This is a genomic window from Archangium violaceum (assembly GCF_016859125.1).
Classification (GTDB): domain Bacteria; phylum Myxococcota; class Myxococcia; order Myxococcales; family Myxococcaceae; genus Archangium; species Archangium violaceum_A.
This window is the reverse complement of record NZ_CP069338.1, coordinates 9,478,018-9,504,634: the sequence shown is the minus strand read 5'-3', so window position 1 is coordinate 9,504,634 and position 26,617 is coordinate 9,478,018. Positions and strand designations below refer to the sequence as shown.

General features: G+C 66.9%; 19 protein-coding genes and 2 pseudogenes. 9 read left to right on the top strand and 12 right to left on the bottom strand.

Annotated elements, in window-relative coordinates; translation table 11 throughout:
* Positions 1–9 precede the first annotated feature (9 nt).
* Entirely contained in the window at positions 10–1,581 is a 1,572-nt protein-coding gene (locus tag JQX13_RS40145; protein WP_203404693.1) for a thiol-activated cytolysin family protein, read from the bottom strand.
* A gap of 170 nt (positions 1,582–1,751) precedes the next feature.
* On the opposite strand from JQX13_RS40145, the gene JQX13_RS40140 reads away from it, so the two are divergent.
* Positions 1,752–3,563 (top strand): vWA domain-containing protein, encoded by a 1,812-nt coding sequence (locus JQX13_RS40140; protein WP_203404692.1) that lies wholly within the window; start codon positions 1,752–1,754, stop codon positions 3,561–3,563.
* 60 nt (positions 3,564–3,623) lie between these two features.
* Here JQX13_RS40140 and JQX13_RS54785 read toward each other — a convergent pair.
* A pseudogene (locus tag JQX13_RS54785) lies at positions 3,624–3,722 on the bottom strand (DUF5953 family protein); the annotation flags it as partial.
* A 270-nt stretch (positions 3,723–3,992) separates the two neighbouring features.
* Here JQX13_RS54785 and JQX13_RS40135 point away from each other — a divergent pair.
* Complete coding sequence (locus tag JQX13_RS40135) at positions 3,993–6,359, top strand: DUF7594 domain-containing protein (protein WP_203404691.1); 2,367 nt, start codon at positions 3,993–3,995, stop codon at positions 6,357–6,359.
* Positions 6,360–6,851: 492 nt separating this feature from the next.
* Here JQX13_RS40135 and JQX13_RS40130 read toward each other — a convergent pair whose 3' ends face one another.
* The gene (locus JQX13_RS40130) at positions 6,852–7,433 is read right to left on the bottom strand and encodes an IS110 family transposase (RefSeq protein WP_203404690.1); all 582 of its coding nucleotides are present in this window, start codon (positions 7,431–7,433) and stop codon (positions 6,852–6,854) included.
* 77 nt (positions 7,434–7,510) lie between these two features.
* Positions 7,511–7,882, bottom strand: a pseudogene (locus JQX13_RS56605) (IS110 family transposase); the annotation flags it as partial.
* 560 nt (positions 7,883–8,442) lie between these two features.
* On the opposite strand from JQX13_RS56605, the gene JQX13_RS40125 reads away from it, so the two are divergent.
* Positions 8,443–10,176: a carbohydrate-binding module family 20 domain-containing protein gene (locus JQX13_RS40125; RefSeq protein ID WP_239014139.1), complete on the top strand. Its 1,734-nt coding sequence runs from the start codon at positions 8,443–8,445 to the stop codon at positions 10,174–10,176.
* Positions 10,177–10,641: 465 nt separating this feature from the next.
* Positions 10,642–12,066, top strand: a complete 1,425-nt coding sequence (locus JQX13_RS40120) for a hypothetical protein (RefSeq protein WP_203404689.1) — start codon at positions 10,642–10,644, stop codon at positions 12,064–12,066.
* Here JQX13_RS40120 and JQX13_RS40115 read toward each other — a convergent pair.
* Positions 12,063–13,424 (bottom strand): hypothetical protein, encoded by a 1,362-nt coding sequence (locus tag JQX13_RS40115; RefSeq protein ID WP_203404688.1) that lies wholly within the window; start codon positions 13,422–13,424, stop codon positions 12,063–12,065. The two genes, JQX13_RS40120 and JQX13_RS40115, sit on opposite strands and share 4 nt — an antisense overlap.
* A gap of 879 nt (positions 13,425–14,303) precedes the next feature.
* Between JQX13_RS40115 and JQX13_RS40110 the strand changes: the two genes are divergently transcribed.
* Complete coding sequence (locus tag JQX13_RS40110; RefSeq protein ID WP_203404687.1) at positions 14,304–16,019, top strand: sel1 repeat family protein; 1,716 nt, start codon at positions 14,304–14,306, stop codon at positions 16,017–16,019.
* 9 nt (positions 16,020–16,028) lie between these two features.
* Here JQX13_RS40110 and JQX13_RS40105 read toward each other — a convergent pair whose 3' ends face one another.
* Positions 16,029–17,366 (bottom strand): dicarboxylate/amino acid:cation symporter, encoded by a 1,338-nt coding sequence (locus JQX13_RS40105; protein WP_203404686.1) that lies wholly within the window; start codon positions 17,364–17,366, stop codon positions 16,029–16,031.
* Positions 17,367–17,430: 64 nt separating this feature from the next.
* Positions 17,431–17,898, bottom strand: a complete 468-nt coding sequence (soxR, locus tag JQX13_RS40100) for a redox-sensitive transcriptional activator SoxR (protein WP_203404685.1) — start codon at positions 17,896–17,898, stop codon at positions 17,431–17,433.
* 171 nt (positions 17,899–18,069) lie between these two features.
* On the opposite strand from soxR, the gene JQX13_RS54780 reads away from it, so the two are divergent.
* On the top strand, positions 18,070–18,222 hold the full coding sequence (locus JQX13_RS54780; protein ID WP_239014138.1) for a hypothetical protein: 153 nt from the start codon (positions 18,070–18,072) through the stop codon (positions 18,220–18,222).
* Between the two features lie 37 nt (positions 18,223–18,259).
* Here JQX13_RS54780 and JQX13_RS40090 read toward each other — a convergent pair whose 3' ends face one another.
* Positions 18,260–18,988 (bottom strand): SDR family oxidoreductase, encoded by a 729-nt coding sequence (locus JQX13_RS40090; RefSeq protein ID WP_203404684.1) that lies wholly within the window; start codon positions 18,986–18,988, stop codon positions 18,260–18,262.
* A gap of 145 nt (positions 18,989–19,133) precedes the next feature.
* Here JQX13_RS40090 and JQX13_RS40085 point away from each other — a divergent pair, with 145 nt between their 5' ends.
* Both JQX13_RS40085 and JQX13_RS40080 read left to right on the top strand, forming a co-directional pair.
* Positions 19,134–20,090, top strand: coding sequence for a LysR family transcriptional regulator (locus JQX13_RS40085; RefSeq protein ID WP_203404683.1), 957 nt, complete (start codon positions 19,134–19,136; stop codon positions 20,088–20,090).
* A gap of 22 nt (positions 20,091–20,112) precedes the next feature.
* The gene (locus JQX13_RS40080) at positions 20,113–20,766 is read left to right on the top strand and encodes an HAD family hydrolase (protein WP_203404682.1); all 654 of its coding nucleotides are present in this window, start codon (positions 20,113–20,115) and stop codon (positions 20,764–20,766) included.
* Between the two features lie 34 nt (positions 20,767–20,800).
* Here JQX13_RS40080 and JQX13_RS40075 read toward each other — a convergent pair whose 3' ends face one another.
* From JQX13_RS40075 to JQX13_RS40060, 4 genes are all read right to left on the bottom strand, one after another.
* Positions 20,801–22,141 carry a CHASE3 domain-containing protein gene (locus tag JQX13_RS40075; RefSeq protein ID WP_203404681.1) on the bottom strand — a complete coding sequence of 447 codons (1,341 nt, stop codon included), beginning with the start codon at positions 22,139–22,141 and terminating at the stop codon, positions 20,801–20,803.
* Between the two features lie 191 nt (positions 22,142–22,332).
* A complete protein-coding gene (locus JQX13_RS40070; RefSeq protein WP_203404680.1) occupies positions 22,333–23,145 on the bottom strand; it encodes an SDR family NAD(P)-dependent oxidoreductase in 813 nt (270 codons plus the stop codon).
* A gap of 60 nt (positions 23,146–23,205) precedes the next feature.
* Positions 23,206–24,849: an SMP-30/gluconolactonase/LRE family protein gene (locus tag JQX13_RS40065; protein WP_203404679.1), complete on the bottom strand. Its 1,644-nt coding sequence runs from the start codon at positions 24,847–24,849 to the stop codon at positions 23,206–23,208.
* A 142-nt stretch (positions 24,850–24,991) separates the two neighbouring features.
* Positions 24,992–25,951 (bottom strand): helix-turn-helix transcriptional regulator, encoded by a 960-nt coding sequence (locus tag JQX13_RS40060; RefSeq protein WP_203404678.1) that lies wholly within the window; start codon positions 25,949–25,951, stop codon positions 24,992–24,994.
* 114 nt (positions 25,952–26,065) lie between these two features.
* Between JQX13_RS40060 and JQX13_RS40055 the strand changes: the two genes are divergently transcribed.
* Entirely contained in the window at positions 26,066–26,506 is a 441-nt protein-coding gene (locus JQX13_RS40055; protein WP_203404677.1) for a GFA family protein, read from the top strand.
* Positions 26,507–26,617 lie beyond the last annotated feature (111 nt).

The following is a 26,617-nucleotide window of genomic DNA, read 5'->3' as shown; positions in this document are numbered from 1 at the left end:
AGGCGGCGCTCAATACGGCGTGACGGTGTAGCGCAGGCCGACCTTCAGGTTCTTGTACTCGCCGATGACCTCCTGGTACCCCTTCGGCGACCAGTCCTTCAGGTAGGTGCTGAAGATGTGCGTGATGCCGGGGGTGACCTTCTTGGTGTTCTCCCAGACATCCGCTCGCACCCGCAGGGAGTTGCCCTCCTGCTGGAGCAGGGTGACCATCCGCGACACGTTCAGGGCGATGCTCTCCTTGTCACCACGCTTCACGTTGCGCCCGGACGCCACGAGCGAGTCGCCCACGTAGACGTCGTAGTTCATCTCGCCCTTCCCGATCGTCTCTCCGTTCGCGTAGATGTACAGCTCGCCCAGCGCCACGGACATGGTGGACGTCTTCCCGACGCAGGACGGCACCGTGTAGCTGGTCGTCGAGGCCACCACGAGCGGCTGGTAGTTGCTCAGGTAGCGCACCGTATAGGACAGCGGAACACCCGGAGAGCTCGGCGAGAAGTTGGCCCCATCCTGGAAGTACTTCTGGAGCGAGGTGATCTTGTCCAGACCGGTGCCGATGACCTCCACCGCGCTGCCGGCGGGCCCGCCCAGCGCCAGGAGCGTCATCTTCGTGTTCTGGAGGGTCTTCTGCTGCTCGTAGTCCAGGTTGATGGAGCCGCCCACCTTGCCCTTCGTGAAGACGACGTCGAGCGTCGAGGACACCTTGGAGCTGTCCTCCGAGGACTCGAACTTGATGAGCAGCCGGCGGCCATACGTGACGGAGCTGAGGTAGCCGGGCGGATTGCCGTCGTAGATGAACGGCCTCAGCTCATCGACCGTCACGGACGGCGCGAAGAAGGCCGAGGGCTCCGCGGGCGCCCCGAAGGAGACGGTGTAATAGGACTGGGTGAAGTCCACCAGGATGGTCGTCTTGCTCTGCGTCCACTGCTGGCCGAAGGTGGTGTTGAGCGAGTTGCCCGCGAACTGCACCGCGATGCCCGCCTTGACCGAGCCCTCGTTGAGCGAGTGCGCCTGGTGCATCGTGTAGGCGATCTTGGCCGCGTAGTTGACGCTCTCCGCCGTCAGGATGTTCTGGATCGCGTCATGGGTGCTCGCCAGGCTCGGAGACGCCAGGGTCCGGCTGTACACGTACTCGGTCGGCGTGGAACCGTCGATCCGCGCGTTGGTCAGGGTGATCGTCCCCGGAGCACGCGGCGCCCCGATGGGCGACAGGAGCCCGAGCGACAGCGACTGCCCCTGCACGAGCGCACCCGGCCAGAGCACATCCGCGTTCGGATCGAAGGAGACCAGCTTGTCGAAATGGCTCGTCTCCGAGACCTGGGTGTACGTGCAGACGTTGATCGTCGCGTCACGCACCTCCTCCTGGGTGGAGGTGCTCTCGCTATGGCTCGGCGTCGGGAGGATGAGCGGCGACAGCCGGGTGAGGTAATCGAAGATCGCCTGGTTCTGGATCAGCTCCTGATTCACGCTCACCGTCTCGCCCACGGGGGCGGCCGGGGACGTCCCCTCGGGCTCTCCTCCACAGGCGTTCAGACCCGCGACGGACAGGCCCGTCAGCATCAACACGCTTCGAAGTTTGTTCATGGTGCTTGAATTTTAACGGTTTCAAGCAAAACAAGTCAAAGCAGCAATATCGCATAATCAGAAAATCCTGTTCCGCTTGCTCGTTGGATGAGAGCGAGGAGGAGGCGGGGTAGACCGAACGCGCGGCTGGTTCGTTTCGAACGTCACCTTCACCACCTTTCGGAGCGCACATGCCGACGTCCAAGCTGAACCGTCTGACCCGCTGGGGAAGCGCCGCCCTTGCCCTGGGCCTCGTCCCCGGGTGCAGCAGCACGCCATCCAGACTCTCTGGAGAGAGCACGGAGTCCCTCGCGCAGGTCCAGCCGGGTGAGCTCAAGGAGGAGGCGGGACCCGCCCAGGCCCCGGTGGATGACGTAGTGGACGCGGAGGCCGAGGGCGCCCCGATGGCAGATGCCCCCGCCCCCAGAATGCCGGGGCTGAAGCCGGTATCCGCCTCCGCGGGGATGGTCCTGGGTGGGGCTCCCGTGGCGCACAGGGGTGGCGCGGAGATGAAGCGCGCCGAGGTGCTGCGTGGCAGGGTGGCCTCCGCCCCGGCCACACCGCCGCCACCGCCTCCGCCCGCGAAGATGCTTCCACCAGGCTCGCGCATGCAGCCCCCGGAGCCCGTGTCCCAGGGCAACAGCTTCACCGAGCACGCGCCCAACGCGTTCACCGAGACCGCCACGGATCGCTTCTCCACCTTCGCGGTGGACGTGGACACGGCGTCGTACGCGGTGTCTCGCCGCTACCTCACCCAGGGAGCCCTGCCGCCGCACGCGGCCGTCCGGGTCGAGGAGTTCGTCAACTACTTCAAGTACCGCTACACCCCGCCCGAGAAGGGGGCCTTCACCGTGCACCTCGAGGGCGCGCCCTCGCCGTTCAACGCGAACCGTCACTTCGTGCGCGTGGGCGTGCAGGGGAAGGTCGTCTCGCGCTCGCAGCGCAAGCCCGCGCACCTGGTCTTCCTGGTGGACACCAGCGGCTCCATGAACCAGCAGGACAAGCTGCCGCTGGCCAAGGAGGCGATGAAGCTCGCGGTGAAGAACCTCAACGAGAACGACACGGTGGCGATCGTCACCTACGCGGGCAGCACCCGGGACGTGCTCTCCCCCACTCCGGCCACCGGCCTGGAGCGCATCTACAAGGCCATCGACGGCCTGGAGTCCGGCGGCGGCACGGCCATGGGCTCGGGCATGGAGATGGCGTACAAGCACGCGGTGAAGAAGGCCTCGGGCAAGGTGGTGTCGCGCGTGGTGGTGCTCACGGATGGTGACGCCAACATCGGCCCCAACGTCTCCGCGGACACCATGCTCAACAGCATCCAGGGCTACGTGAAGGAAGGCGTCACCCTGTCCGCCATTGGCTTCGGCATGGGCAACTACCGGGACGATCTGATGGAGAAGCTGGCCGACAAGGGCAACGGCAACTGCTTCTACATCGACAGCTACAAGGAGGCGAAGAAGGTCTTCGAGTCGCAGCTCACCGGCACGCTGGAGGTCATCGCCAAGGATGTGAAGCTCCAGGTGGAGTTCGACCCGAAGGTGGTGCGCCGCTACCGGCTGGTGGGCTACGAGAACCGGGACATCGCCGACAAGGACTTCCGCGACGACAAGGTGGACGCGGGAGAGATTGGCGCGGGCCACAGCGTCACCGCGGTGTACGAGGTGGAGCTGACGGGCGAGAAGGCGGCGTTGGGCACGGTGCGCATCCGCGCCAAGGCGCCCAACGGCACCGAGGCCGCCGAGCAGGCCTTCCCCTTCGAGCAGCGGATGATGCGCGCCACGCTGGACGCGGCCTCGCCGGACTTCCGCTTCGCGCTGGCGGTGGCGGCCACGGCAGACGTGCTGCGCGGCAGCCCGAGCGCCCAGGGGTGGAACCTGGCCACGGCGCAGAAGCTCGCCGTGGGCGCCACGGAGGGCCTGTCGGATCGCGAGGAGTTCACGAAGCTGGTGGCCCGGGCGCGCGGCCTGCTGGGCAACGCCGTGGCTCGCGACGGCCGCTGAAGCGCGAGCCTCCTGTGGCGATCGACATCCACGAAGGGGAGAAGGTCGACGCGGGCGCGTTCAATGCGAAGGGGTGGAGCGCCCACCGATCTCCGGGAAGCGCTCGTAGGCCCGTTTGAGCGCGTCCAGGTGGGCGGGGTTGTCCAGGTCGAGAGGTGCACAGTTCCAGCGCCGCGTCCCGGATACGCGCGCGAGCGGTCAGATCGTCACGCGGTGCCCCCATGACACCCGCGTCCGCTGGGCGTCCCCGCGCGAGTGCCAGTCCTGGCACGTTCCTCCCCGACGCGAGTGTCGTCACGTGGCCCGGAGTCGCGCAAGCCCTGGAGATGACAGGGAATCCGCCACCCTCCGCGTCCTGGCGCGGGGGTTGCTCAAGGTACGCACGTCGCGCCGGAAAGGACCGGCGCGCGTGACCCCGAGTGTTACTGCATGCATCGCGTACCCCCGTGGAAGCAGTCCCTCCGTTCCCTTCTCATCGCGCCTCTCATGGCGGGGCTCGTCCCTGGCTGTGATGCCGGCGAAGCGCCGCCGGAGCCGGCCTCACCGGAGCCTCCGGCGCGTGCCCGGACCGCTCCACTCACCCCAGCCCCCACACCCAAGCAGGTCATCCTGGAGCCCGAGGCGGACACGTACGTCTGGTCCGGCAACCCGGCCACGAACTTCGGTACGGCCGGGAACCTGGTCGTCGACCCCGGCAAGGGCGAGGCCTACCTGCGCTTCAACCTGGACGGCATCCCGGCCGGAGCCCAGATCGCCTCGGTCCGGCTGGAGACGCTGGCCTACGACGGCTATGCCTACTACGGCAACGGCAGCGTCCGGACGCACCTGGTGCCCGACGACACCTGGAGCGAGACGGCCATGACGTGGAACACCCGGCCCGCGGTGGCCGACGACATCCTGGGCTCCTGGTGGCTCTGGTACAACAACATCACCCCCAAGCCCCTGCAGCAGGGCGTCAACTTCGACCCGAAGCTGACCGCCCCCGTGCAGCAGGCCCTGGACTCGGATCAGCGCATCTCCTTCCGGCTGAGCTCCCCGGGCTACCGGACGCTGTACCGCTCCCGTGAGCACGCCGTCGCCAGTGAGCGGCCCAGGCTCGTCGTCACCTACTTCGAGCCCGGGGATCTGCCGGTGACCTCCGGCCTCCAGGTGGCGGCCCTCGTCCCCATGGCGGACGCGCAGGTCCTGGCGAGCAACCCCACCGGGAACTCCGGCGGGAGCCCGAGCCTGACCGTCGACCGCGCCGACGCGGAGACCTTCCTTCGCTTCGGCCTGGGCAGCGTCCCGATCGACGCGCAGGTGGTCGCCGTCTCCCTGGTGGCGACGTCCAACAACGGCTACATCGACGACGGCGCGGACGGCAACGTCTACACGCGGCTGGTCTCCGACGACTCCTGGAGTGAGGCCGGCATCACCTGGAACAACAAGCCTGCCGCCTCCAGCGAGGACCTCGGCTCCTGGCTGTTGTGGAACCGCGATGGCCAGTACACGACGCAGGTGGGCATCAACTCGAGCCCGAAGCTGGTGGAGCCCGTGCTGCAGGCGCTGGACTCGGACGGAGTGCTCTCCCTGCGGTTGGATTCGCCCGGGTCCCGGACGCTGTACCACTCGAGTGAGTATACGGAAACGGTGGCCCGCTGGCCCCAGTTGCTCGTCTCCTACTTCGTGCCGCCCCCGTGCCCCGCGTCCACCGCCTCCACACCCAAGCAGGTGGTCCTGGAGCCCGAGGCGGACACGTACGTCTGGTCCGATAACGCGGCCACGAACTTCGGTACGGCCGGGAACCTGGTCGTCGACCCCGGCAAGGGCGAGGCCTACCTGCGCTTCAACCTGGACGGCATCCCGGCCGGAGCCCACATCGCCTCGGTCCGGCTGGAGGCGCTGGCCTACGACGGCTATGCCTACTACGGCAACGGCAGCGTCCAGACGCACCTGGTGCCCGACGACACCTGGAGCGAGACGGCCATGACGTGGAACACCCGGCCCGCGGTGGCCGGCGACATCCTGGGCTCCTGGTGGCTCTGGTACAACAACATCACCCCCAAGCCCCTGCAGCAGGGCGTCAACTTCGACCCGAAGCTGACCGCCCCCGTGCAGCAGGCCCTGGACTCGGATCAGCGCATCTCCTTCCGGCTGAGCTCCCCGGGCTACCGGACGCTGTACCGCTCCCGTGAGCACGCCGTCGCCAGTGAGCGGCCCAGGCTCGTCGTCACCTACTTCGAGCCCGGAGATCCGCAGGTGACCTCCGATCTCCAGGTGGCGGAGTTCTTCCCGTCGGCGGATGGGTACGGGCAGTGGAGCAACCCCAAAGCGAGCTTCGGCACGTCCACGAGTCTGCTCGTCGACCGGGCCGACGCGGAGGCCTACCTGCGCTTCAATCTCGGCAACAGCATCCCCCCCACCGCCCAGGTGGCCTCCGTCGTCCTGGTGACCACGTCCACGGGGGGCGACGTCACGCCCGGCGCGGACGCCAACGTCTACACGCGACTCGTCCCCAACAACACCTGGAGCGAGACCGGCCTCTCCTGGAACACCCGGCCCTCCAGCTTCAGCTGCGACCTGGGCTCCTGGCAGTTCCCAAGCCGGCCCGTGCCGTACCTCACGCAGGCGCTCGTCAACGCGAGCCCGAAGCTGGTGGCGCCCGTGCAGCAGGCGCTGGCCTCGGACGGGGTGATCTCCTTCAAGCTCGACTCCCCGGGAAGCCGCTCCGTCTACGACTCGCGCGAGTACCCGGAGTCCCCGGCCCGCCTGCCGCGACTGCTCGTCTACTACTCCTTCCCCACGGCCACGCCTTGAGGTGAGGACAGTCGGCTGCCACGGGCCACCCGCTGGCAGCCGGCCTGACGGACGAGCACATCAACGCCTCACATTCTCCCTTCTGTGAAGCGGCCCCCCGAATCAGGCACCTCGCCCTGTTTCACTTTCAACAACAGCCATCCCTACCCAAATACTTTCCTTCAGCCCCTCGTCGCCGCGGCCGCGCCCGCCTCGCCCTTGGCCCCACGCGTGGGGGCGGGCGCGGGTGCGGCGACGGCCTCGAAGGACTGTGCGCCTCCTGTACGCCTTCTGGCTTGCTGCTCTCTCTCCTCGAGGTCCCTTCATCCTTCTGTTCGCGCTCAACCAGGGGCGGGCTGTGCCGCCGGCGCATGGGGAGATTCGACAGCGGGGGCGCCTTCTATACTTCGGCCCTGTGCTGCTTTGGCCAAGGCGGAATACGCGCTCACCCGCCCGTCGAAACCTGTTGGAGAAGCCGCTCACCTTCAGGCGGCAGGCCGTTGCTCCCTCAGCTCAGGCTGCCTCCATCTCCTCCTCCTGTGCTTGGGGTGGCCGGTATTGCGTCCCATCGCGCATCATGGCGAAGAGGATTCCGGCCAGCCTGCGTGCCAGTGCCACCACCGCAATCTTCTTGCCTCGCCGGGCGGCAATCTTCTCGGCCCACTCTCGCAGGTGTTCCGTTTCTGGCCTCTTCACCCGTAGCAGGGAGAGGGCCGCTTGTATCAGCAGCCAGCGCACCCGGCTGTTTCCTGTCTTCGTTATCGGGCCTCGGTGTTGCTTCTCTCCCGAGCTCTTCTCGCCCGGCACCAACCCCAGGTACGCCTCCACCTGGTGCGGCCCGCTGAAACGCTCGGGCTCATCCACCGCGGACACGAAGGCACACGCCGTCACCGGCCCCACCTGGGGCACCGTGCACAGGCGCGCCACCTGCTCGTCCTTGTGGGCCACTCGCTCGAGCACCCCATTCATGAAGGCAATCTGCTCGTTGAGGTGCTGCATGAGATTGAGCAGCGGCGCCACCTGCGCCATGAGCCTGCCCGGCAGAGGCAGGGCCGCCACCCGCTTGACGAAGGACTCCGCCTCCCCATCCGCCACCCTTCGTACCGCACCAGGGCGCTCACCAGGGAAATGTAGCGGGTACGCGTGCGCACCAGCGCCTCACGCACCGCCAGCTGCGCCTTCAGGTGCCTCCTGCCGTCCGAAATGCGGTGCGCCGGCCGGTATGCCCCCAACCTGCACGCCTCCGCCAGGCTGCGCGCATCCCTCTTGTCTGTCTTCACCCGACGGCTGCGCGTGGCGTACATGGGTGCGAAATTCGGGTCTGCCACCACCACCTCGTGACCCCTCTCCTCCAAGTACCGCGCCACCCATTCGCTCTCGGTGGAGGCCTCCAATAGCACCCGGGCCTTCGGGCGCTTGCTCAGTAGCTCCCCCAACCGCTCCCGTTGCGTCCTCACCCGCTGCTCCAGCACCACCTCGCCACTCTCGCCCAGAATGCACACCTGGCTGTCCCGCTTGTGCACGTCGATGCCAATGTACTCCATCGCCCATTCCCCCCACTTCGGCGGTCACCTCTGCTCCGCCGCAATGTAGGGCTCGGTGCGCCTCCTCGCCCCCTTGGCCGCCCGGCCGCTTCATCTCCTCTATACTCCAGCCTTCCGGAGCCCGAGCGCGCTCCGGAAGGCCTGGGGTGGCCCTCGTTCTGGGGCCAGGCGCGCACCTGCCATGGGCAATCCCAGGTGCTCCAAAATCGCTTGCCGAACGGACCTGCCTGGACTCGCCCGGACAGATGGGCGCCTCGTTTTCAGAGGGAAAACGGGGGTGTGCCTCTGGTCCCGAGCGAGGGCGGATCCACCCCTGGCGGCTTCGATTCCCGCCGCCTCCACTAGAAGCAACCCGCCGCTACCGCGCGTGCTGAGACGGCGCTCCATGCCCGCCGCACCCACCCGTTCATCCTCCGACATCGTCGTCGATTGACACTGGAAGTCCCGGAAAACCTACTTTGCCCGACCTCTCTTCCTGTGTATCTGAGCCGGCAGTGACATCAGGGCCGGGACTCCCCCTGCCCCCCCCGACTGACGAAGAGGTGGAGTGCATGCGCGCCGTGACGACGAGACGTGGAGTGGTCCTCAAGACGCTGGGCTGTGCCCTGGCCCTGGGCCTGGCGGCGCCGGCCGAGGCGGGTGTCTTCGTGCACCTGTTCGAGTGGCGCTGGCCCGACGTGGCCCGTGAGTGCGAGACGTTCCTCGGACCCAAGGGCTACACCGCGGTGCAGGTGTCCCCGCCCAACGAGCACATCACCGGCAGCCAGTGGTGGACCCGTTATCAGCCCGTCAGCTACAAGCTCGAGTCGCGCGGCGGCACGCGGGCCCAGTTCATCGACATGGTGCAGCGCTGCAACGCCGCCGGGGTGGCCATCTACGCCGACCTCGTCATCAACCACACGGCGTCCTTCAACAGCGGCGTGGGCACCGGCGGCACCTCGTGGACGCCCCGCAACCACCCGATGTACTCGCCCGCCGATTACCACTCGCCCATCTGCTCCATCACCAACTACCAGGACGCCTGGAACGTGCAGAACTGCGATCTGAACGGCCTGCCGGACCTGAACACGGGTTCGAGCTACGTGCAGCAGACGATCGCCAACTACATCAATGATCTCACGTCCATTGGCGTGAAGGGCTACCGGGTGGACGCCGCCAAGCACATGACCCCCGGCGACGTGTCCGGCATCCGCGGCCGCATGACGGGCTCGCCCTACGTCTTCCAGGAGGTCATCGACCCGGGGGGCGAGGCGGTCAAGTCCAGCCAGTACTTCGGCACCGGCGCGGTGACCGAGTTCAAGTACAGCACCAACATCGGCAACCAGTTCAAGAACGGCCAGCTCAAGAACCTGACCAACTTCGGCGAGAGCTGGGGCTTCATGTCCAGCAACTACGCCGTGGTGTTCACCGACAACCACGACAACCAGCGCGGCCACGGCGCGGGCGGCCCCAACATCCTCACCTACAAGGACGGCGCGCTCTACACCCTGGCCAACGTCTTCATGCTGGGCTGGCCGTATGGATACCCGAAGGTGATGTCCAGCTACGCCTTCACCGACCCGGACGCGGGCCCTCCGGGCTCGGCCGTGCACAATGGCACCAGCGTCAACTGCTTCGGGAGCGCGTGGCAGTGCGAGCACCGCTGGAGGGAGATCGCCAACATGGTGCGCTTCCGCGCGGTGACCGAGGGCGCCGGCGTGTCCAAGTGGTGGGACAACGGCAACAACCAGGTGGCCTTCGCCCGCACGGGCAAGGGCTTCGTGGTCATCAACCGCGAGGGCTCCACGCTCTCGCGCACCTTCTCCACCAACCTGCCCGCGGGAACCTACTGCAACATCATCGCCGGGGACGCAACCAACGGCACCTGCTCGGGCGACAGCATCACCGTGGACGCCAGCGGCAACGCCACCTTTTCCGTGCCCGCCATGGCGGCGGCCGCCATCCACGTGGGCGCGCTGGGCTCGGGCGGCACGACGCCTCCGCCCACCACGGGCAACGTCACGGTGAACTTCACCTGCACCAATGGCACGACGTACATGGGCCAGAGCGCCTACGTCGTGGGCAATCACGCCAGCCTGGGCAACTGGGCGCCCGCGAGCGCCGTGAAGCTCAACCCCACGAGCTACCCCACCTGGACGGGTTCCCTCTCCCTGCCGGCCAACACCTCCCTCGAGTGGAAGTGCCTCAAGCGAGAGGAGAACAACCCCGCTAATGGCGTGGTGTGGCAGCCGGGCTCCAACGTGAAGTACACCACGCCCGCCTCGGGCACGGGCTCCACCTCGGGCGCCTTCTAGCCGCGCGGGCCGCCCGCGCTTCTGGCCAATCTGCAACCCCAGCAGGGCCAGGTGCGCGGAGGACAGGGGGTTGCGCAGCTCGAGTCGATGGCGGCCGCCGAGGCGCGGCTCGCCATGTCTGTCTTTCAAAGGAGACAATTCCCAAAGAGTCGGCGCCAGCGAATGGCTGGCGGCTGTGCTGGATCAGCCTCTGCGCCTGGTTCGCCTTGGACAGAATGGCCTGACCCACGAAGCCCTGACGCCCCTGCGTGTCCTTTCCCTGGCTTCAGTCTCAGAGAACAAGAAGAACAACGGCCATCTGGCACGGAGCGTGTCATGAGAATGTCACCCTCCTCTCAAGACCTCCTCGAATCCTCAATCAATGCTAATCAGCTCAAACGTGCAAAAGCGGTTGATCCGGATTTCGCCTCTCGTTAGATTGAATTCAATCCAAGGAACAATCCCTCCACCTGGAGAAGAATGCCCATGAATATTCAACTCAAAGGATTGTGCCGCCTGTCGGTACTCCTGGGTATGACGGCGTCCGTCTTCCCCGCCACGAATGCCCTGGCCGCTGGAGTCACCGACTACAACCTCACCGGGTTCGCCGCTGGCAACACCGGTGGAGGCGTGATCAGCGAGTCGGACACCGCCCGCTACAGGAAGGTCTACACCGCGACGGAGCTCGCCCAGGCCTTGAAGAAGGGCTCCGGCGTCAAGGTCGTGGAGATCATGAATGATCTGAACCTGGGCTGGAACGAGCTCCCCGCCGCGGCCAAGGTCTCTCCCTTCTCCGCCCACAACGCGGCGCTGACCCATCCCGTGCTCAAGACGACGGGCGTCAGCAAGCTCAATGTGGATGGATTCAACGGGTTGACCATCTTCTCCGCCAACGGCGCCAAACTCAAGCATGTCGCCATCACGATCAAGCGCAGCTCGAACGTGATCATCCGGAACCTGGAGTTCGATGAGCTGTGGGAGTGGGACGAGAAGACCAAGGGAGACTACGACTCCAACGATTGGGATTACCTGACGTTGGAGCAGGACAACAAGGTCTGGATCGACCACTGCACGTTCAACAAGGCCTACGATGGCCTCGTCGACTCGAAGAAGGGCACCTCGGGTGTGACCATTTCCTGGTCCATGTTCAAGGGTGATGACGGCAGCGCGAACAGCTGGGTGACCCAGCAGATCGACGCGCTCGAGGCGAACAAGTCCGCCTACCCGATGTACAACCACCTTCGCAGCAGCGCGGTGGGCCTGAGCAGGAGCGACATCATCGAGATCGCCGGTTCGCAGAAGAAGGGCCACCTGGTCGGCTCGACCGAGTTCGCCTCGGACAATCCGAACCTCTCCATCACCCTGCACCACAACTATTACAAGAACATCCAGGACCGGATGCCCCGCCTGAGGGGCGGCAACGCGCACGCCTACAACATCGTCATGGATAGCGCGGGGGCCTGGGCGGCCAAGAAGAAGCTCACCTCGGCCATGGCCTCGGCCATCTCGTCCAAGGGCTATCACTTCTCCGTGACGAGCAACGGCGCCATCTCCACGGAAAGCGGCGCCCTCCTGCTCGAGAAGTCCCACATCATCGATGTCCAGAACCCGGTCCGCAACAACCAGACGGATCCCTCGGATGCGAGCTACACGGGGAAGATCCGCGCCGTCGACACCATCGACTCCCTGAATGGAGTGTCCTTCCGGGGAGACAGTGACACCTCCGGCAGCCCGCTCAGTCCAGAACCCGCCGACGTGAAGGCCTTCTCCTGGAACGGCTTCTCCACCCTGCCCTATGGCTATACGCCGGATGATCCGTCCATCCTCATGAGCCGGCTGACGGCCGCCGATGGAGCCGGCGCGGGGAAGCTGACCTGGGCGAAGAGCAACTGGCTGAAGACCAGCTACTAGCACCAAACGCCCGATGGTACCGGTGAGGGAGCAGATGGCGGTGCCGAGCTCTGGGAGCGAGGGGGCGCGAGGGAGTAGAGGACGAGGCGGTCGTCCATCCAGGGGAGCCGCAGCTTCTTGGCGTTGAGCTGCTCGACCTGCTGCTGCCACCAGGAGCGAAACCACCGGGGGTGGAGGACGACGAACAGGGCCCGGTCGGTGAGGTAGAGGTCGGCCGGGAAGTTGAACCACCAGCGCCGCAGCGTCCGCGGATGGGCCCACTTGAACCTCGCGGGCAGCGAGGTGGAAAAGGCCGTGAGGGCGTTGACCGCCAGCCCGGCCAGCCAGGCGTAGAGCGTTATGGCGTTCTTGCGAAAGCCGGGCCTGTCCGGGTTGCGACTCTTCTTGTTGTAGCCGGAGGGCACGGTGTCGACGAAGGCATCGTGCAGCAGGATTCTATACGCCTGCTCGTGGTGTTGGCGGGCGCGAAACTCCTGCAGGAGGGTGAGGGCCTCGGTGGCGTTGTCGCGGAACACGAAGAGCGCATGCCACCGGTCCTTGCCCCGTCGTTTCTCCTCGCGCACGACGAGGGTACGTACCTCTCTGACGGGCGCGCCCTTTTCTGCCCTGAGGGGCGTGGTTGTCTGGGCGACGTGGATGCGTTTGGCGGGTGCGCCCTTGTAGCGGCCGGGCTCGTCATGGGCCGTGAAGAGCTCTTCGGGCAGTGCCTTCCAGCGCTCCAGGTACGCCTTGCGCCTGGGCGCGCGCACCAGGAGCACCTGGTTGGGGTCGTGGTCGGCCACCTCGAGCAACTCGCGATGACTCTGTGCCGCCCCTGCATCGAGGACGGCGCGCAGCAAGCAACTGGTGCGGCAGCGAGCGCGCACCGCGCCCAGCATTTTCGAGGCAACAGGGGCGAGCCGGCCGTTGCCCGGGGTGACGATGAGGTTGAGCAAGGTACGCGTGGCGGTGTCGAAGGAGAAGAAGAGCTTCTCGGCGCGCATCTTCTTGTTGCGAATGGTGTGGAAGCCCTTGGGGATGAGGAACTTGCGAGTGAAGCGGGCCACGACGTGCTCGTCGATGGAAACCGCGAGGTGCTGGGTGGCACTCACCACCGGCTGCGTGAGCCGGTGGAACTTGTTGACGGCGCGCGTGGAGACGGCACGCACCAGCCCGCCCAGTGTGCGGCGCGAAAGACAGCGGTGCCCTCCGGTGAGCAAGGCGAAGCCCACGTCGGTGAGCGTGTCGAAGTGGAAGATGCGCTGGACGCCCAGCAGGGCCTTGAAGAAGAGCGAGAGGACGAGGCGGCCTCCCTGGTGCGCGCCCACCGTGCCAAAACAGGAGGCCGCCACGCGGTAGAGCCGCACCGCTTCCTCCATCAGTGCGAACGCGCCTCCATGGGCCGTGCGGCCGACAAAAGGGGGGAGCCCGTGACGGACTCCTCACGCAGGCAGCCCAGGCCATAGCGCTCCAGGAAGCGGCGCAGGGTGTGCCTCTCCAGGTGACGTCGAAGCTCTTGTGGATGAAGCCCAGAAGCTCCGCCACCGAGCACTGCTTGTGCTCGGAGAGGAACTTCGCCACCAGTCCCACGTGCTCCGGGCGGAGCTTGGGTGGAGGATGGCCCCGCTTGGCCTCTTGCATCCGCTGCCAGAATTCACGCGGCGGGTACTGGCGTGCCTTGCGCACGGCCCGGTCGCTCGTGCCCACCACCGCGCCGATGACCGCCGAACTCAACCCCATCCCACAGTGCGCCAGCAGGTAGGCCACCATGCGTCGCAGTGTCGGCAGTCCTCCCACGAAACCCAGGAATGTCAGCGCGGCCACCACCACCGCGCGCTGGCCCGAGTCGAGCGAGGCCAGGTCGATGCCACTGGAGGCCGACCACGCTGAAAGACACTGTTGACGTTCCGCTTCACCGAGGACCGCTGGGCTCTGCATGGGCGCACCCTCACCTTTGGCTCCACCTCCTCGGTCAACACGCGGACATGACTTCTCGAACCAGGCGATTGGGCAGCCGTCTTCCTATCTGCTCCGGTAGGGGGTTGCTGCATGACCTCCCAGGTCAAAGCCCCAGCCGCAATCTCCCCGTGCTTGCCTGGTGGCGGGGCCGCAGCCCAGCGCAGGCGCGCCTCCCCCGCCATCTCCGTCAGCGGAACTCTGCGGGGCACCCGTTCCGGCCTTACTGCGCGTTTGGTGCTAGCTCCAGGCTCACGTGGGAGCGGGCGGTTGAGTGGCGCGGACGTCCGGAGTCTAATGGTGTGATGTTCGCCCATTTCGCATCCAACGGACGCGTCACCCGGTGGATTCACCCACTCGTGTGGATCCTCTTGTTGTTGACCGGCGTGGCGTGTGAGGAGACCGGCCCCAAGCTCGAAGCGAAGGCGCAGCGGGCCGAAGCCGAGAACCGGCACGAGGACGCGCTGAAGTTCCACAAGCGCGCCTGTGAGAAGAACGTCTTCACCAGTTGCCTGCGCCAGGGCAACCTCCTGGCCAAGGGCCTGGGGGCGCCCAAGAACGAGGCCGAGGCGTTGAAGGCATGGCTACGCGCGTGCGACGCCCAGCTTCCGGAGGGCTGCTCGGAAGCCGCGGGCGTCCTCGCCCGAACACCCGCCAACGAGGGGCGCGCACAGGAGCTCGACAAGAAGGCGTGTACGTTGGGTCGCAAGGCCTCGTGCATCGAGTGGTCCCGGCGCGTGATCGATGCCTTGCGCGACAAGATCTCCGATGCGCCCATGGAGCAGAAGGAAGAGTACGGCCGCGCCTTCGCGCGCCTGCGGGAGGCGTGCAGAGCCGGAGAGCGACTCGCGTGCGAGCTCGCCTGCTCGAGGACGAACGGCATTGACGAGGACTCTTGCGGTGCGGCCTGCGACAAGGGAGCACCCGCGGCGTGTCACACCGTCGCGCAGGTGCGTCTGAAGGACGAGAAGCGTGACTTGAAGGCAGTCCAGGCGCTCGAGACGAAGGCTTGTGAAGGCGGCGAGCCCACGGCATGCCTGTCACTCGCGCGCGGAGCGAAGCGTGGTTGGTTCAAGGGCGCGCAGCCCGTGGCGGTGCTCGTCAAGCGCGCCTGCGAGCTCGGAGACTGTTCCGCCGCATGCGAGCTGGGAGACGCCTCGGCGTGTCAATCGGAGGCGCAGCGGCTCGCCTCGAAGGGCGATCGCGAGGCCTCCGAGGCGTACGCGGCCACCGCCTGCCGCCGGGGCCTGGCCGCCGCCTGCAAGGCCCAGAACCCGAGCGCACCGGCTCCGGAAGGCGCGGAAGCGAGTGACGAGCCCTTCGAGCTGATGCGAGCGGTGTGCGGCGTGGAGCCCCTCCGCGGTCGCTCCGAGGGCTCGGACAAGGAGTCGATCGTCTGCCCACGTTGCCCCCTCGCCTTCACCGCGAGCGACTCACGCAATCCCACCTTCGACGCGGTAGCCCTGGGCTCGTTCGTCGAGCCCGGCCGGAAGGAGGCCCTCGTCGTGCTGGAAGGGTGCGAGGGGTACGAGTTCTCCGGCATCACAAGCGGCACGTTCGGCCGGCGGATGCTCCTGGCGAACGTGGACGGCCATTGGAAACAGCTCCGCTACTACCCCACCAACACGCCCTCCCTGGGAGAGGCCACCCTGAGGCTGCGCACCAACGACGGCAGGGACGTCTTCTTGAGCCATGAGGTTTCGAGCTGCCGCATGGGCGCGTGCTCGGAGGTCTGGAAGCTGGTGCGCCTGACGAAGAAGAACCTCGAGCAGCGCGTGGTCCTCTCCTCCGAGTACGACGACTCGAAGTGGTCCTGGAGCGAGCCCCGGTTGGACGAGGACGGGACGGTCCGCCTCATGCTCTTCCCCAAGGAGGATGAAGGTGAGTACATCGTCGAGTGGAAGTGGGACGGCGACGACCTGACGCTTCAACGGGACGACGTCTCCTCATTGGAGGAGAGCGGCGTGGAGGCGAAGACGTCGGAGGGGAGCTGGCGAGCGGCGCGCTCCTTCGACTAGCCCGGGTGGCTACTCGCCCGGGGCCGTGCTCGGGGCGTATTCGGGCGCGGGACGACGGGTGGGGTCGAGCATCACCTCGTCGAAGATCTTGCGATCCAACCCGCCTTCCCACCGCGACACCACGACGGTGGCCACGGCGTTGCCGATGAAGTTGGTCAACGCCCGGCACTCGGACATGAAGCGATCGACGCCGAGGATGAGGGCCATGCCGGCGATGGGCACGGAGGGCACCACCGACAGGGTGGCCGCCAGGGTGATGAAGCCCGAGCCCGTCACTCCCGCGGCTCCCTTGGAGCTCACCATGGCCACCAGCAGCAGCAACACCTGCTGGCTGAGGCTCAAATGGGTGTTGGTCGCCTGGGCGATGAAGAGCGCCGCCAGCGTCATGTAGATGTTGGTGCCATCGAGGTTGAAGGAGTAGCCGGTGGGCACCACCAGGCCGACGATCTGCTTGGGACAGCCCGCCCGCTCCATCTTCTCCATCAGGCTGGGCAGGGCGGCCTCGGACGAGCTGGTGCCGAGCACGAGCAGCAACTCCGCCTTGAGGTAGCGGATGAGCCGCAGGATGGAGAAGCCGTTGTAGCGGGCCACCAGCCCCAGCACCACGAGCACGAAGACGGCCGAGGTCAGATAGAAGGTGAGCACGAGCGCCGCCAGGTTCACCACCGAGCCAATCCCGTACTTGCCAATGGTGAAGGCGAACGCGCCGAAGGCGCCGATGGGCGCGGCCTTCATGAGGATGCCCACCAGCCGGAAGAAGGCATGGCTCAGTGAGTGGAGCAGCTCGATCACCGGCCGGGCCTTCTCCCCCACCGAGGCCAGGGCGATGCCGAACAGCACGGAGACGAACAGCACCTGGAGGATGTCCCCCTCGGAGAAGGCGCTCACCACCGTCGTGGGGATGATGTTGAGCAGGAACTTCACCAGCGACTGGTCATGCGCCTTGGCGGCATAGGTGCCCACCTCGCCCGCCGAGGAGAGGGTGCTCGGCTCGATGTTCATCCCCTCCCCCGGCCGCACCACGTTGGCGATGATCATGCCCACCACCAGGGCCAGCGAGGAGAAGGTGAGGAAGTAGGCGAAGGCCTTGGCGGCCACGCGTCCCACCTTGTTCAGGTCCGTGGAGCCCGCGATGCCCGTCACCACCGTGAGGAAGATGACGGGGGAGATCACCATCTTCACGAGCTTGATGAAGCCGTCGCCCAGGGGCTTCAGGGACGCGCCGAGCTCCGGGTAGAAGTGGCCGAGCAGCGCACCCAGGGCGATTGCCGCGAGCACCTGGACGTAGAGATGCCGGTGAAGACCGCGGGAGGCGGGCTCCGCCTTGGAGAGATCCTGGAGGGCCATGGAGGTCGTTGTCCTTGGAGGGTGCGGGTGCCCGAGCCTATCGCGGTCCGGGCGCTCGACCACCTCAAGATGGGTCCGGGTCGAGCAGCCTCGGACCCGGCCCCTCGTCGGAGAGCTCGTCCCAGGGGTTGCGCAGCGGGCAGGCGTTCAGTGAGAGACAGCCGCAGCCGATGCAGCCATCCAGCTGGTCGCGCAGCCGTGTCAGCCGCTGGATGCGGCCGTCCAGCTCGGCCCTCCACGAAGCGGACAGCCTGGCCCAGTCCTCGGCCGTGGGCGTACGCCCATCCGGCAACGAACTCAGGGCCTCACGGATGGTCGCCAGGGGAATGCCCGCGCGCTGCGCGACCTTGATGATCGCCACCCGGCGCAGCACGTCCCGCGCGTAACGGCGGTGATTGCCGGAGTTGCGCCAGCCGCTGATGAGGCCCTGTGCCTCGTAGAAGTGGAGGGTGGAGACGGCCACCCCGCTGCGCGCCGCCACCTCGCCCACGCTGAGCTCCTTCGTGAAACGCTTCGGATCGATTCGTGCCACGCGCTCCCACCTCTTGACCTCAAGTAATGTTGAGGTCTTAGAGATAGAGGCATGAACTTTCAAGAGCGGACGCCTTCATTGTCGTCACGCCCGAGTACAACCACGGCTACCCCGCGTCGCTCAAGTTCCTCATCGTTCGCGGAGCTGCACGCGGTCACCATTCGGGACTGTGTGAGCTTCAGCAATGCCTGGCAGCAGTTCGACGAGACCGGCGAGTTGCGCCAGCCCGAGCCCGCCCGGAAGACCATGGACCAGATGCTCTCGCGACTCGGTTGGTGGGCCAGGGCTCTGCACGGCGCACGGGAGGCCACCCCCTACAGGTAGGCGGCCGGGCATGGACGCACGGGACGGGCCACGCCTCTCAGGTGATGCCGCCGTTGGCACCGATGACCTGACCCGTGACCCAGCCCGCGTCGTCCGAGACGAGAAACGCCACGACGTCCGCGATCTCCTCCGGCCGTCCGATGCGTCCCAACGGAGTGACCCCGGGCGCAGCCTCGCGGCGGGTGGGCCCCAGCATCTCGGTGTCCGTGGGGCCCGGCGCCACCGCGTTCACCGTGATTCTCCGAGACCCCAGCTCCTTGGCGAGCGTCTTGACGAACTGCTCCACCACCGCCTTTCCGGCCTGGTAGAGGCCGAGACCCGGCCGCCCCTGGAGTGTCAGACAGGTCGAGAACCCGATGACCCGGCCGCCATCCGGCACCCGTCTGGCGGCCTCGATGAAGGTGAGAAAAGAGCCGCGTGCATTGACCGCGAAGCCGACGTCGAAGTCGGCCTCGGTCATCTCGGCGAAGGGCCTGGCGAAGAGGGTGCCGGCATTGGCCACGACGATGCTCGGACGACCGAAACGGCGCTCGGTCTCATCGAAGAGCCGCTTCACGTCCTCGTGGCGGGAGACATCGGCCTGGATGGCGGTGGCCTTGCCTCCCGCCGCGGCAATCGAGGCAACGACAGCCTCGGCCTTGTCCTGGCTGCCCGCGTAGTTGACCGCGACGGATGCGCCGTCACGCGCCAGACGTTCCGCGATGGCTCGGCCGATGCCCCGTGATGCGCCCGTCACCAGTGCGACACGCCCCGAAAGTCGATTCATCTCTCGTCTCCATCCGTGAGGAGTGACCGCCGATTCCGGCGCGTCACCCCGTGGTGATGGACAACAGATGCACTTCATCGAGGCGGTTGATAATCACCCCGGATGGCGAAGGACCTTCAAGTTCCATGAAAAGATGAGAGGAACCATGGATCGATTCCAGAGCATGGCGGTGTTCACCCGGGTGGTCGCGAGCGGCAGCCTCTCGAAAGCTGGCCGTGAGCTCGGGATGTCCCCGGCGGGGGTGAGCCATCACCTCCGCGCGCTGGAGGACTGGCTGGGCGCACGGCTGCTCAACCGCACGACGCGGCGGCTCTCCTTGACGGAGGTCGGCACGGGCTTCCACGCGCGTTGCGTCCGGATCCTCGAGGAGGTGGAGGAGGCACGCTCCGCCGTTGACGCGTTGCAGGCCACGCCGCGAGGGCTCCTCCGGGTCAATGCACCCATCACGTTCGGCATGAGGCACCTCTCACCGGCGATCGCCGACTATCTGGCGGCCCATCCGGAGATGGCCATCGACATCGCCCTCAGTGACCGCAGGGTCGACCTCCTCGAGGAGGGCATCGATGTCGCCATCCGCATCGGCGTGCTCGCCGACTCGAGCCTCGTCGCGCGACGCCTCGCGCCGAGCCGTTCCGTGCTCTGTGCCGCCCCCGCCTATGTCGAGCGTTTCGGCTCACCGTCGTCGCCGGCCGACCTCGTCCACCACCAGTGCCTCGAGTACACCTACCGATCGACCCCCGGGGAGTGGCGGTTCGTCGGGCCGGAAGGAAAAGAGGAGTCCGTGAGCATCCGTGGGCGGCTGACGGCGACCAACGGCGAGCTGCTGCGAATCGCCGCGCTCCGAGGACTGGGGCTCACCCTCGCGCCAACCTTCATCGTGGGAGAGGATCTCGCCGCCGGCCGTCTGGTATGCCTCATGCCCGGCTACGAGCCGGCGGAGGTCGCCATCCACGCGGTGTATCCTCAGGGCCGTCATCTCTCGGCCAAGGTCCGCAGCTTCGTCGACTTCCTCGCGGCCCGATTCGGGAAGGAGCCTGAGTGGGACCGGCCGCCGCGTAGGACTTCCTCGAGCAGGAGCGGAGGAGGCAGGCGTGGCGCCTGAGAACAAGGGTAGAAGGATCCCCATGCTCACCATCTTCGATTGTGACGGCGTACTGATCGATTCGGAGCTCCTGGCGGCCGGCGTACACGCCGAGCTGCTGACCGGACTGGGTTTCGTGATCTCCCAGGAGGAGGTCATCACCCGCTTCACCGGGCTGACCGATGCGCAGCTCAGGAGCGTGGTCACCCAGCAGCTCGGGCGCCCTCTGCCTGAGGACTACCGTGAGCGTTCGAACCTCGCAATCGACCGCAGACTGGAGAGCGTGAAGCCCATCGCGGGCGTGCACGCGCTGCTCGATCGGCTCACGGGCCCACGCTGCGTGTGCTCGAACTCGAGCACCCGGCGGCTGAAGATCAGCATGAACGCCGCGGGCCTTTGGGAGCGCTTCCATCCTCACATCTTCTCGGCCCCCGAGGTGGGACGCTCGAAGCCCGCACCCGACGTCTTCCTGCACGCGGCCCGGGTGTTCGGGGTCGATCCACGAGACACGCTCGTCATCGAGGATTCGTCGCATGGTATCGAGGGGGCAGTCGCAGCCGGAATGAGGGTGATCGGTTTCACGGGAGGCGGGCATAGCTGGCCCGGTCATGCCGAGACCCTGGCGAACGCGGGGGCCATGAAGGTGGTGTCTCGGCTCGAGGACGTAGGGGCGGCCATCGAGGAGCTCTCCTCCTGAGATGCTGGCGCCTGCCCATGGCCCCGACAACGGTTCAAGCCCGAGGAAGCCGGACGAGGAAGGTCGTCCCTTCATCCCTGGAGGACTCCACATCGACGAGGCCGCCGTGTGCCATGACGACGTGCCTCACGATGAAGAGCCCCAGCCCAATGCTTCGGCTGCTCCTGTCCTTGGAGAAAGGCCCTCGCTGCATGGGTTCGAAGAGCCGTGAACGCTGCTCGGGCGGGATGGGCTCGCCCGCGTTGTGGATGGAGAGCACCGGGTCCCCGCCCCCGCCTCGGACCTCCACCTGCACCGGCGTATCCGGGGGACTATAGGCCAGTGCATTACACAGGAGATTGGTGCGCACCTGGGCGAGCCGATCTCCATCCCAGCGCGTGAACCCGGTCACATCCCGGCTGAGGCTCAACACGGAGCCCACCTGGCCGCGTGCGTCGCGCTCGGGAACGAAACGCGTCTGAATACAACGTTCTCCTCCCGAAGCGTGGATGGGGATGAGCATCTCCACGTCCTCGCCCGCGAACGCTCTGTCGAGTGTCGCCTCACAGCGTGCCAACACCTCGGAAGGAATTCCCAGCTCACGAGGGGTTCGACCCAGCAGATCGTCGGGCCCACGGCCCATCGCATGGCAGGCGGCTGGGTTGGCGTAGACGATCCGGCGCCGCGGGTCGATGCGTGAGACGAGATCCGGGATGTTCTCGGTGAGGCGACGAAAGCTCGCCTCACTCTCACGCAGCGCCGCCTCCGTCAGGACCTGCCGGCGGTAGCCCGCCCAGGCGGCACCACCGACGAGGGCCAGCGAGACGCACGTCGAGAGGATGAAGAGCCGCAGCTGGTGCCCGCGATGTTGAGCCTGTGCCGCCAGCCCTCCCAGAAGACGCTGCTCCTCCTGGTTCACCTCCTGAAGAACGTCGCGAACCTCGTCCATGGTTCTCCTGCCCAGGTCCGTGCGAACGACGATCTGGGCGGCCTCCAGGCCCACCTGCTGCCGGAGCTGGATGGTGCGAGCGAGCTCCTCCATCTTCGTTTCGACCAGGGGCTCCAGCCTCTCGACCCTCCGTTGTTGGACAGGGCTGTAGGCGGCAAGCTGCCGCACTTCCGCGAGGGCTGCCCGGTACCTCCCCAGGGCCTGCCGGTAGGGAGTGAGATATGACTCATTGCCCGTGACGAGGAAGCCGCGCTGGCCTGTTTCGGCATCCACGAGGACGCTCCGGAGGCGCTCCGTCGCGAGTTGAATCTCGTGGGTGTGCTTCACCCAGGCTTCCGCCTCGATGAGACTCTGCCAGGAGCGGTTGGATGCCCAGAGGAGGAGCGCGAGGAGCATGCTGGCGACAAGGGCCAATCCGGCCGGCTGAAGCGGCAGCTTCCGTCTCATCAACAACCCCCAAGGGCATCGGCGCCCCACTGGCAACACCACCCCGGAGAACGCCTATTCTGGGGGACGGGGTGGTGTCGTCATGGCTGCCCGTTGCATGCGGCGCTCGACCGCACGGATGCTCGAAGGAGAGGCCACTCTCGAGCTCGGGAAGCGACTCGACGAGCGTTGAACCCCCGCGCTGGCGGTTCCTACTTCGGCAACAAGGCGCTCATCTGATTGTAGATGAACCGCGCCGCGCGCTGGGGATTCAGTCTGTAGACGGCATCCATGAACCTGGCGTCGGCTCCCACCAGGACGCGGTAGCGGTTGTTCTCGATGCCGTCGATGATGATCCGCGCGGCCTTGTCAGGCGCGAGCATCTTGTGCGAGCTCTCCTTGAGATCGCCCATGGCTTGCAGGCTGTCCATCACCCCCGAGTTCACCGCGATGTTCGTGCCAATCGCGCCCGGGAAGACGACCGTGACCCTCACGTTCGTCCCCAGGAGCTCGGAGTTCAGACCTTCCGTCAGGAGCTTCACGCCCGCCTTGGCGGCCCCGTAGATGGTCTGTCCCGGCACGGGCAGGAATCCACCCATGCTGGAGATGTTCGTGATGTGCGCTTCGGGGCGTGCGAGCAGGTGCGGCAGGAACGCCTTGGTCATGTAGAGCGTTCCGAACAGGTTGACGTTCATCACCCGATCGATCGCCGCATAGTCGAGGTCCTTCAATCTGACGAAGGGTTGAATGACGCCAGCGTTGTTGATGATGCCGTCAACGGTCCCGAAGCGGGAGATGACCTGACCGGGAAGCGCTTCCACCGCCGCCCGGTCCGTGACGTTCGCGACGTAGGTCGCCAGCTTGGCTCGATGGATCCCCGCCAGCGAGAGGGTCTCCTCGAGGGCGGACGCGTTGATGTCCACGGCGGCGACGCTCGCGCCCTTCGACAGAAGAGCCAGGACGAGCTCCCTTCCCATGCCATTTCCGCCACCGGTGACGACGACAACCTTGTTCTGGACCTTCATTGCCGTGCTCTCCTCCGTTCCTACACACCACAGCCATGAGCTCCGCGACCGAGGAAGTTCTCAGGGCACCGGCACGAACCGGTAGAGAGCGCTCTCGATATCGGATGACAGGTAGATGGTCCCCGAGCCGCCCACGGCGACCCCCGTGGGGATGTAGCCCGGCGGCAGGCCCTCGCTCTCGGGAAGACCGATGCGCAGACCGCTCGCGATCACGGTGGAGCGTCCCGTGGCCGGATCGATGCGCACCAGCCGCTTGCGGCCCACCTCGGCGACGATCAATCCGCCATCGGGATGCCGGGCGATGCCCTCCGGTGCCTTCAGGCCCTTGGCCACCGTGCGCCGGGCCCCATCCGACAGGCGCACCCGGGTCACCCGCCCCGAGCGCACCTCGGTCACGTACACCCCCGGCTCCTTCGCCTCCGTGTCGGCCACGAGTCCCACCGGCCCCGCCAGGCCCTCCGTCAGCACCGTGGTCCCCGCGGGCTCGGCGTCGTCCACACGGACGAGCCTGCCCGTGGTGGCCTCGGCGACGAGCAGCGTGCCATCTGGGAGCTCGAGCGCGCCCTGGACGCCATTCGTGTTGGGAAGGGTCCGCAGGATTTCTCCGGAGGCCCGATCCAGGACCTGCACGCTGCCCAGGTAGGCACTGCTCAGCACCACGTGCTTCGCGCCCAGGCTCACATTCATCGGGAAGGTCATCCGGGTGGAGAGCACTCGGGTCGTCTGGGTGATCTTCCCATCACGCCCGCCCACGCGGCGAAGAGCGTACACATCCGCCACGTACAGGCTCTCGTCCGGATCATCCGGCGCGACGGCGAGGCCCGAGGGCACGCTCAAGCGCGCCTCGACGACGGGACGGATGGAGCCATCCGCGGGATTGACCACGCGGATGTCGTTGTCCACCATGTTGGACACGTACACCTGGTCATCGGGGCCGATCGCCAGGTTGTCGAGCCCGGTGGGCAGCTTCGCGACGACCTCCTTCGCTCCCGTGGCCACCCGGACGCGGACCAGCTCGCCACGCGCCGCGTCGACCACGTAGAGGTTCTCGCGGCTCGAGTCGAAGTTGACGGCGGTCGGCATCGCGAAGCCCTCCGCCACGACCTCGATGGCCCCCGTGTCCACGTCCACACGGGCGATCTGCCCCTTCATCAGGAGCGGACCGTACAACCGGTCGTCCGTGCCGAACTCGAAGCCGTTGAGGAAGCCGAGCCCGGAGAGGATCTTGCGAGGAGGCTTGATCCCGCGCGGATCCACTTCCGACAGCGCATCATCGCCCCGGCCGAGCTGGGTCACGTAGAGCCTGCCGTCGCGGCGGAAGGCCAGCGAGTTGAGGCCCGGCAGCTCCTTGGCGAGGACGCGCGTCTTTCCATCCGGGGTGCGCCGCATCAACCGGCCGGAGAAATAGCCGGTCCAGTAGACGGAGCCGTCGGGCCCCAGGGTCACATCATCCGCGCCGCCCCGCGGAGGCCCCACCAGGGTGGACACCGCTCCACTGGCCAGGTCGATGGAGTGGACCGACTGGCCGAGCAGATTGCTGGCCAGCAGGTGCCCCTTGCCATCGACGGCCATTCCATGGACGCCCTGGAAGGGAGAGCCGGCCACCACCACCTCCTGGCGGTAGACCGGTGGAGGAGCGGCCAGGGCCTGACAGCTCATCATCAACATCCAGGTGACCAGGGACTTGTAGGGGAATCGGTGCATGGGGTCTCCGGCTGGGGATCAGGCGCTCACGCCCTGCCGGTTGCGCGGGGTGCCGTGAATGGGATCCATGTCGAGCCTGATTGTTTTTGACTGATATTTTTATCAATCAAAAACCCTTGGAGCAAGCACCGAGTGGCCCCCCCTACCGTTGAGCGGCCCGGGCGAGACGCTCGGACAGGCGGCGAAGGTGTTCGATGAGCTCCTTCGGTTCGTGCACCTCGAAATCGAACCCCAGCCATCCGAGGTAGAACGCGAGCGCCTCGAGGCTGTCGGCGCCGGCGTGGACCAGGCAGCGCTCCGCATCCAGCTCCTCGATGCGCCCAGCCACTCCGGACAACCGCTCGGAGACGACGCGCGAGGGGGCATGCACCGTCACGAGCGCGCGGAACTTGTACGCGTCCGTCGAGACCGCTTGCGAGACGTAGGCGGCCACGTCCTCGGAAGGCAGCGGGCGGGCCTTGAAGGAACGCCCGGTTCTCGGCCCCGGACCGATGCGATCGACGCGAAAGGTCCGCCACCCTTCCCTGTCGAGATCGTAGGCGAGGAGATACCAACGGTAGCTGGTGTGCACGAGGCGGTAGGGCTCGACATGACGCTCGCTCGCCGTGCCCTCGCGGCTGCTGTAGTCGAACCGAAGCAGCTCGGAGTCGCGGCACGCATGGGCGATCACCGCCAGCGCCTCCGCGTCGACCCTGGGCCCCGCCGCATCGCCGAGCCGCACGCTCACGGCCTGGAGCGCGGCCACCCTCCGCCGAAGCCTCTTCGGCAACACCTGCTCCAGCTTTCCGAGCGCCCTCACCGCGGCCTCCTCCAGCCCCTTCACCGGCCCGGTCGCCGCCACGCGAAGCCCCACCGCGACGGCGACCGCCTCATCGTCCTCGAGCGGCAGCGGGGGCAGCTCCTTCCCGGCGCCCAGCTGGTATCCGCCGCCGACACCCGCGGTCGCATGCACCGGGTACCCGAGGCTCCGGAGCCGATCCACGTCCCGGCGGACGCTGCGCTCGGTCACCCCGAGCTCGCGCGCCAGGTCCCCTCCCGCCCAGAAGCGACGGGACTGCAACAACGACAGGACCTGTAGCAGCCGGGCGGACGTCTGGACCATGGGAAGGCTCCTCTCATCGCGGACCGAATCTGTCCGCGATCCTTCCTACATTCTCTTCATCCCAAGGGCGAGGCCCCTGAAGGCGTCCCGCCCCCAGCCCTGGAGCATCCAGCCATGAGCAACCTCCGGACATACAAAGGCAGCTGTCAGTGTGGCGCCGTGCGCTTCGAAGTCGACTTCGACCCGAGCAATGGGACGACCCGGTGCAATTGCACCATCTGCACCAAGACGGCCTGGTGGGGCGTCAACGTGAAGCCGGACGCCTTCCGCCTCCTCTCCGGTGGAGAGGTCCTGGGCGACTACTCGCGGCATGAGACCATGCATGCCAGGTTCTGCAAGGTGTGCGGAATCCGCATGTTCGGACACGGGGACATCCCGGAGCTGGGCGGGGCGTTCTACAGCGTGAACCTGAACTGCCTCGATGACGCCGACCTCTCCGGCATCCAGATCAAGTACCTCGACGGACTCCACGACACCTGGGAGCAGCTCGCCGTCGCACCGTATGTGGATCCGTTCTCCGCCGGGAAGCGCGCGGATAGCCCAGCGCGCGCCTGACCACTCGACTCCAGCAAGGAGCCCTACGTCTTCGCCCTCGACGCGAGCGGCCGGGTGAGCGCCGTCGTGCATGGCACCGCCGATTCTCCCCAGGCCGCGCGCATCGGGTCT

Coding starts and splice junctions, on each gene's coding strand:
- JQX13_RS40060 (WP_203404678.1), bottom strand. CDS start 25,951: ATGGTCCAGACGTCCGCCCGGCTGCTACAGGTCCTGTCGTTGTTGCAG.
- JQX13_RS40055 (WP_203404677.1), top strand. CDS start 26,066: ATGAGCAACCTCCGGACATACAAAGGCAGCTGTCAGTGTGGCGCCGTG.
- JQX13_RS40090 (WP_203404684.1), bottom strand. CDS start 18,988: ATGAATCGACTTTCGGGGCGTGTCGCACTGGTGACGGGCGCATCACGG.
- JQX13_RS40075 (WP_203404681.1), bottom strand. CDS start 22,141: ATGAGACGGAAGCTGCCGCTTCAGCCGGCCGGATTGGCCCTTGTCGCC.
- JQX13_RS40105 (WP_203404686.1), bottom strand. CDS start 17,366: ATGGCCCTCCAGGATCTCTCCAAGGCGGAGCCCGCCTCCCGCGGTCTT.
- JQX13_RS40080 (WP_203404682.1), top strand. CDS start 20,113: ATGCTCACCATCTTCGATTGTGACGGCGTACTGATCGATTCGGAGCTC.
- JQX13_RS40135 (WP_203404691.1), top strand. CDS start 3,993: ATGCATCGCGTACCCCCGTGGAAGCAGTCCCTCCGTTCCCTTCTCATC.
- JQX13_RS40120 (WP_203404689.1), top strand. CDS start 10,642: ATGAATATTCAACTCAAAGGATTGTGCCGCCTGTCGGTACTCCTGGGT.
- JQX13_RS40085 (WP_203404683.1), top strand. CDS start 19,134: ATGGATCGATTCCAGAGCATGGCGGTGTTCACCCGGGTGGTCGCGAGC.
- JQX13_RS40140 (WP_203404692.1), top strand. CDS start 1,752: ATGCCGACGTCCAAGCTGAACCGTCTGACCCGCTGGGGAAGCGCCGCC.
- JQX13_RS40070 (WP_203404680.1), bottom strand. CDS start 23,145: ATGAAGGTCCAGAACAAGGTTGTCGTCGTCACCGGTGGCGGAAATGGC.
- JQX13_RS40065 (WP_203404679.1), bottom strand. CDS start 24,849: ATGCACCGATTCCCCTACAAGTCCCTGGTCACCTGGATGTTGATGATG.
- JQX13_RS40145 (WP_203404693.1), bottom strand. CDS start 1,581: ATGAACAAACTTCGAAGCGTGTTGATGCTGACGGGCCTGTCCGTCGCG.
- JQX13_RS40115 (WP_203404688.1), bottom strand. CDS start 13,424: ATGGAGGAAGCGGTGCGGCTCTACCGCGTGGCGGCCTCCTGTTTTGGC.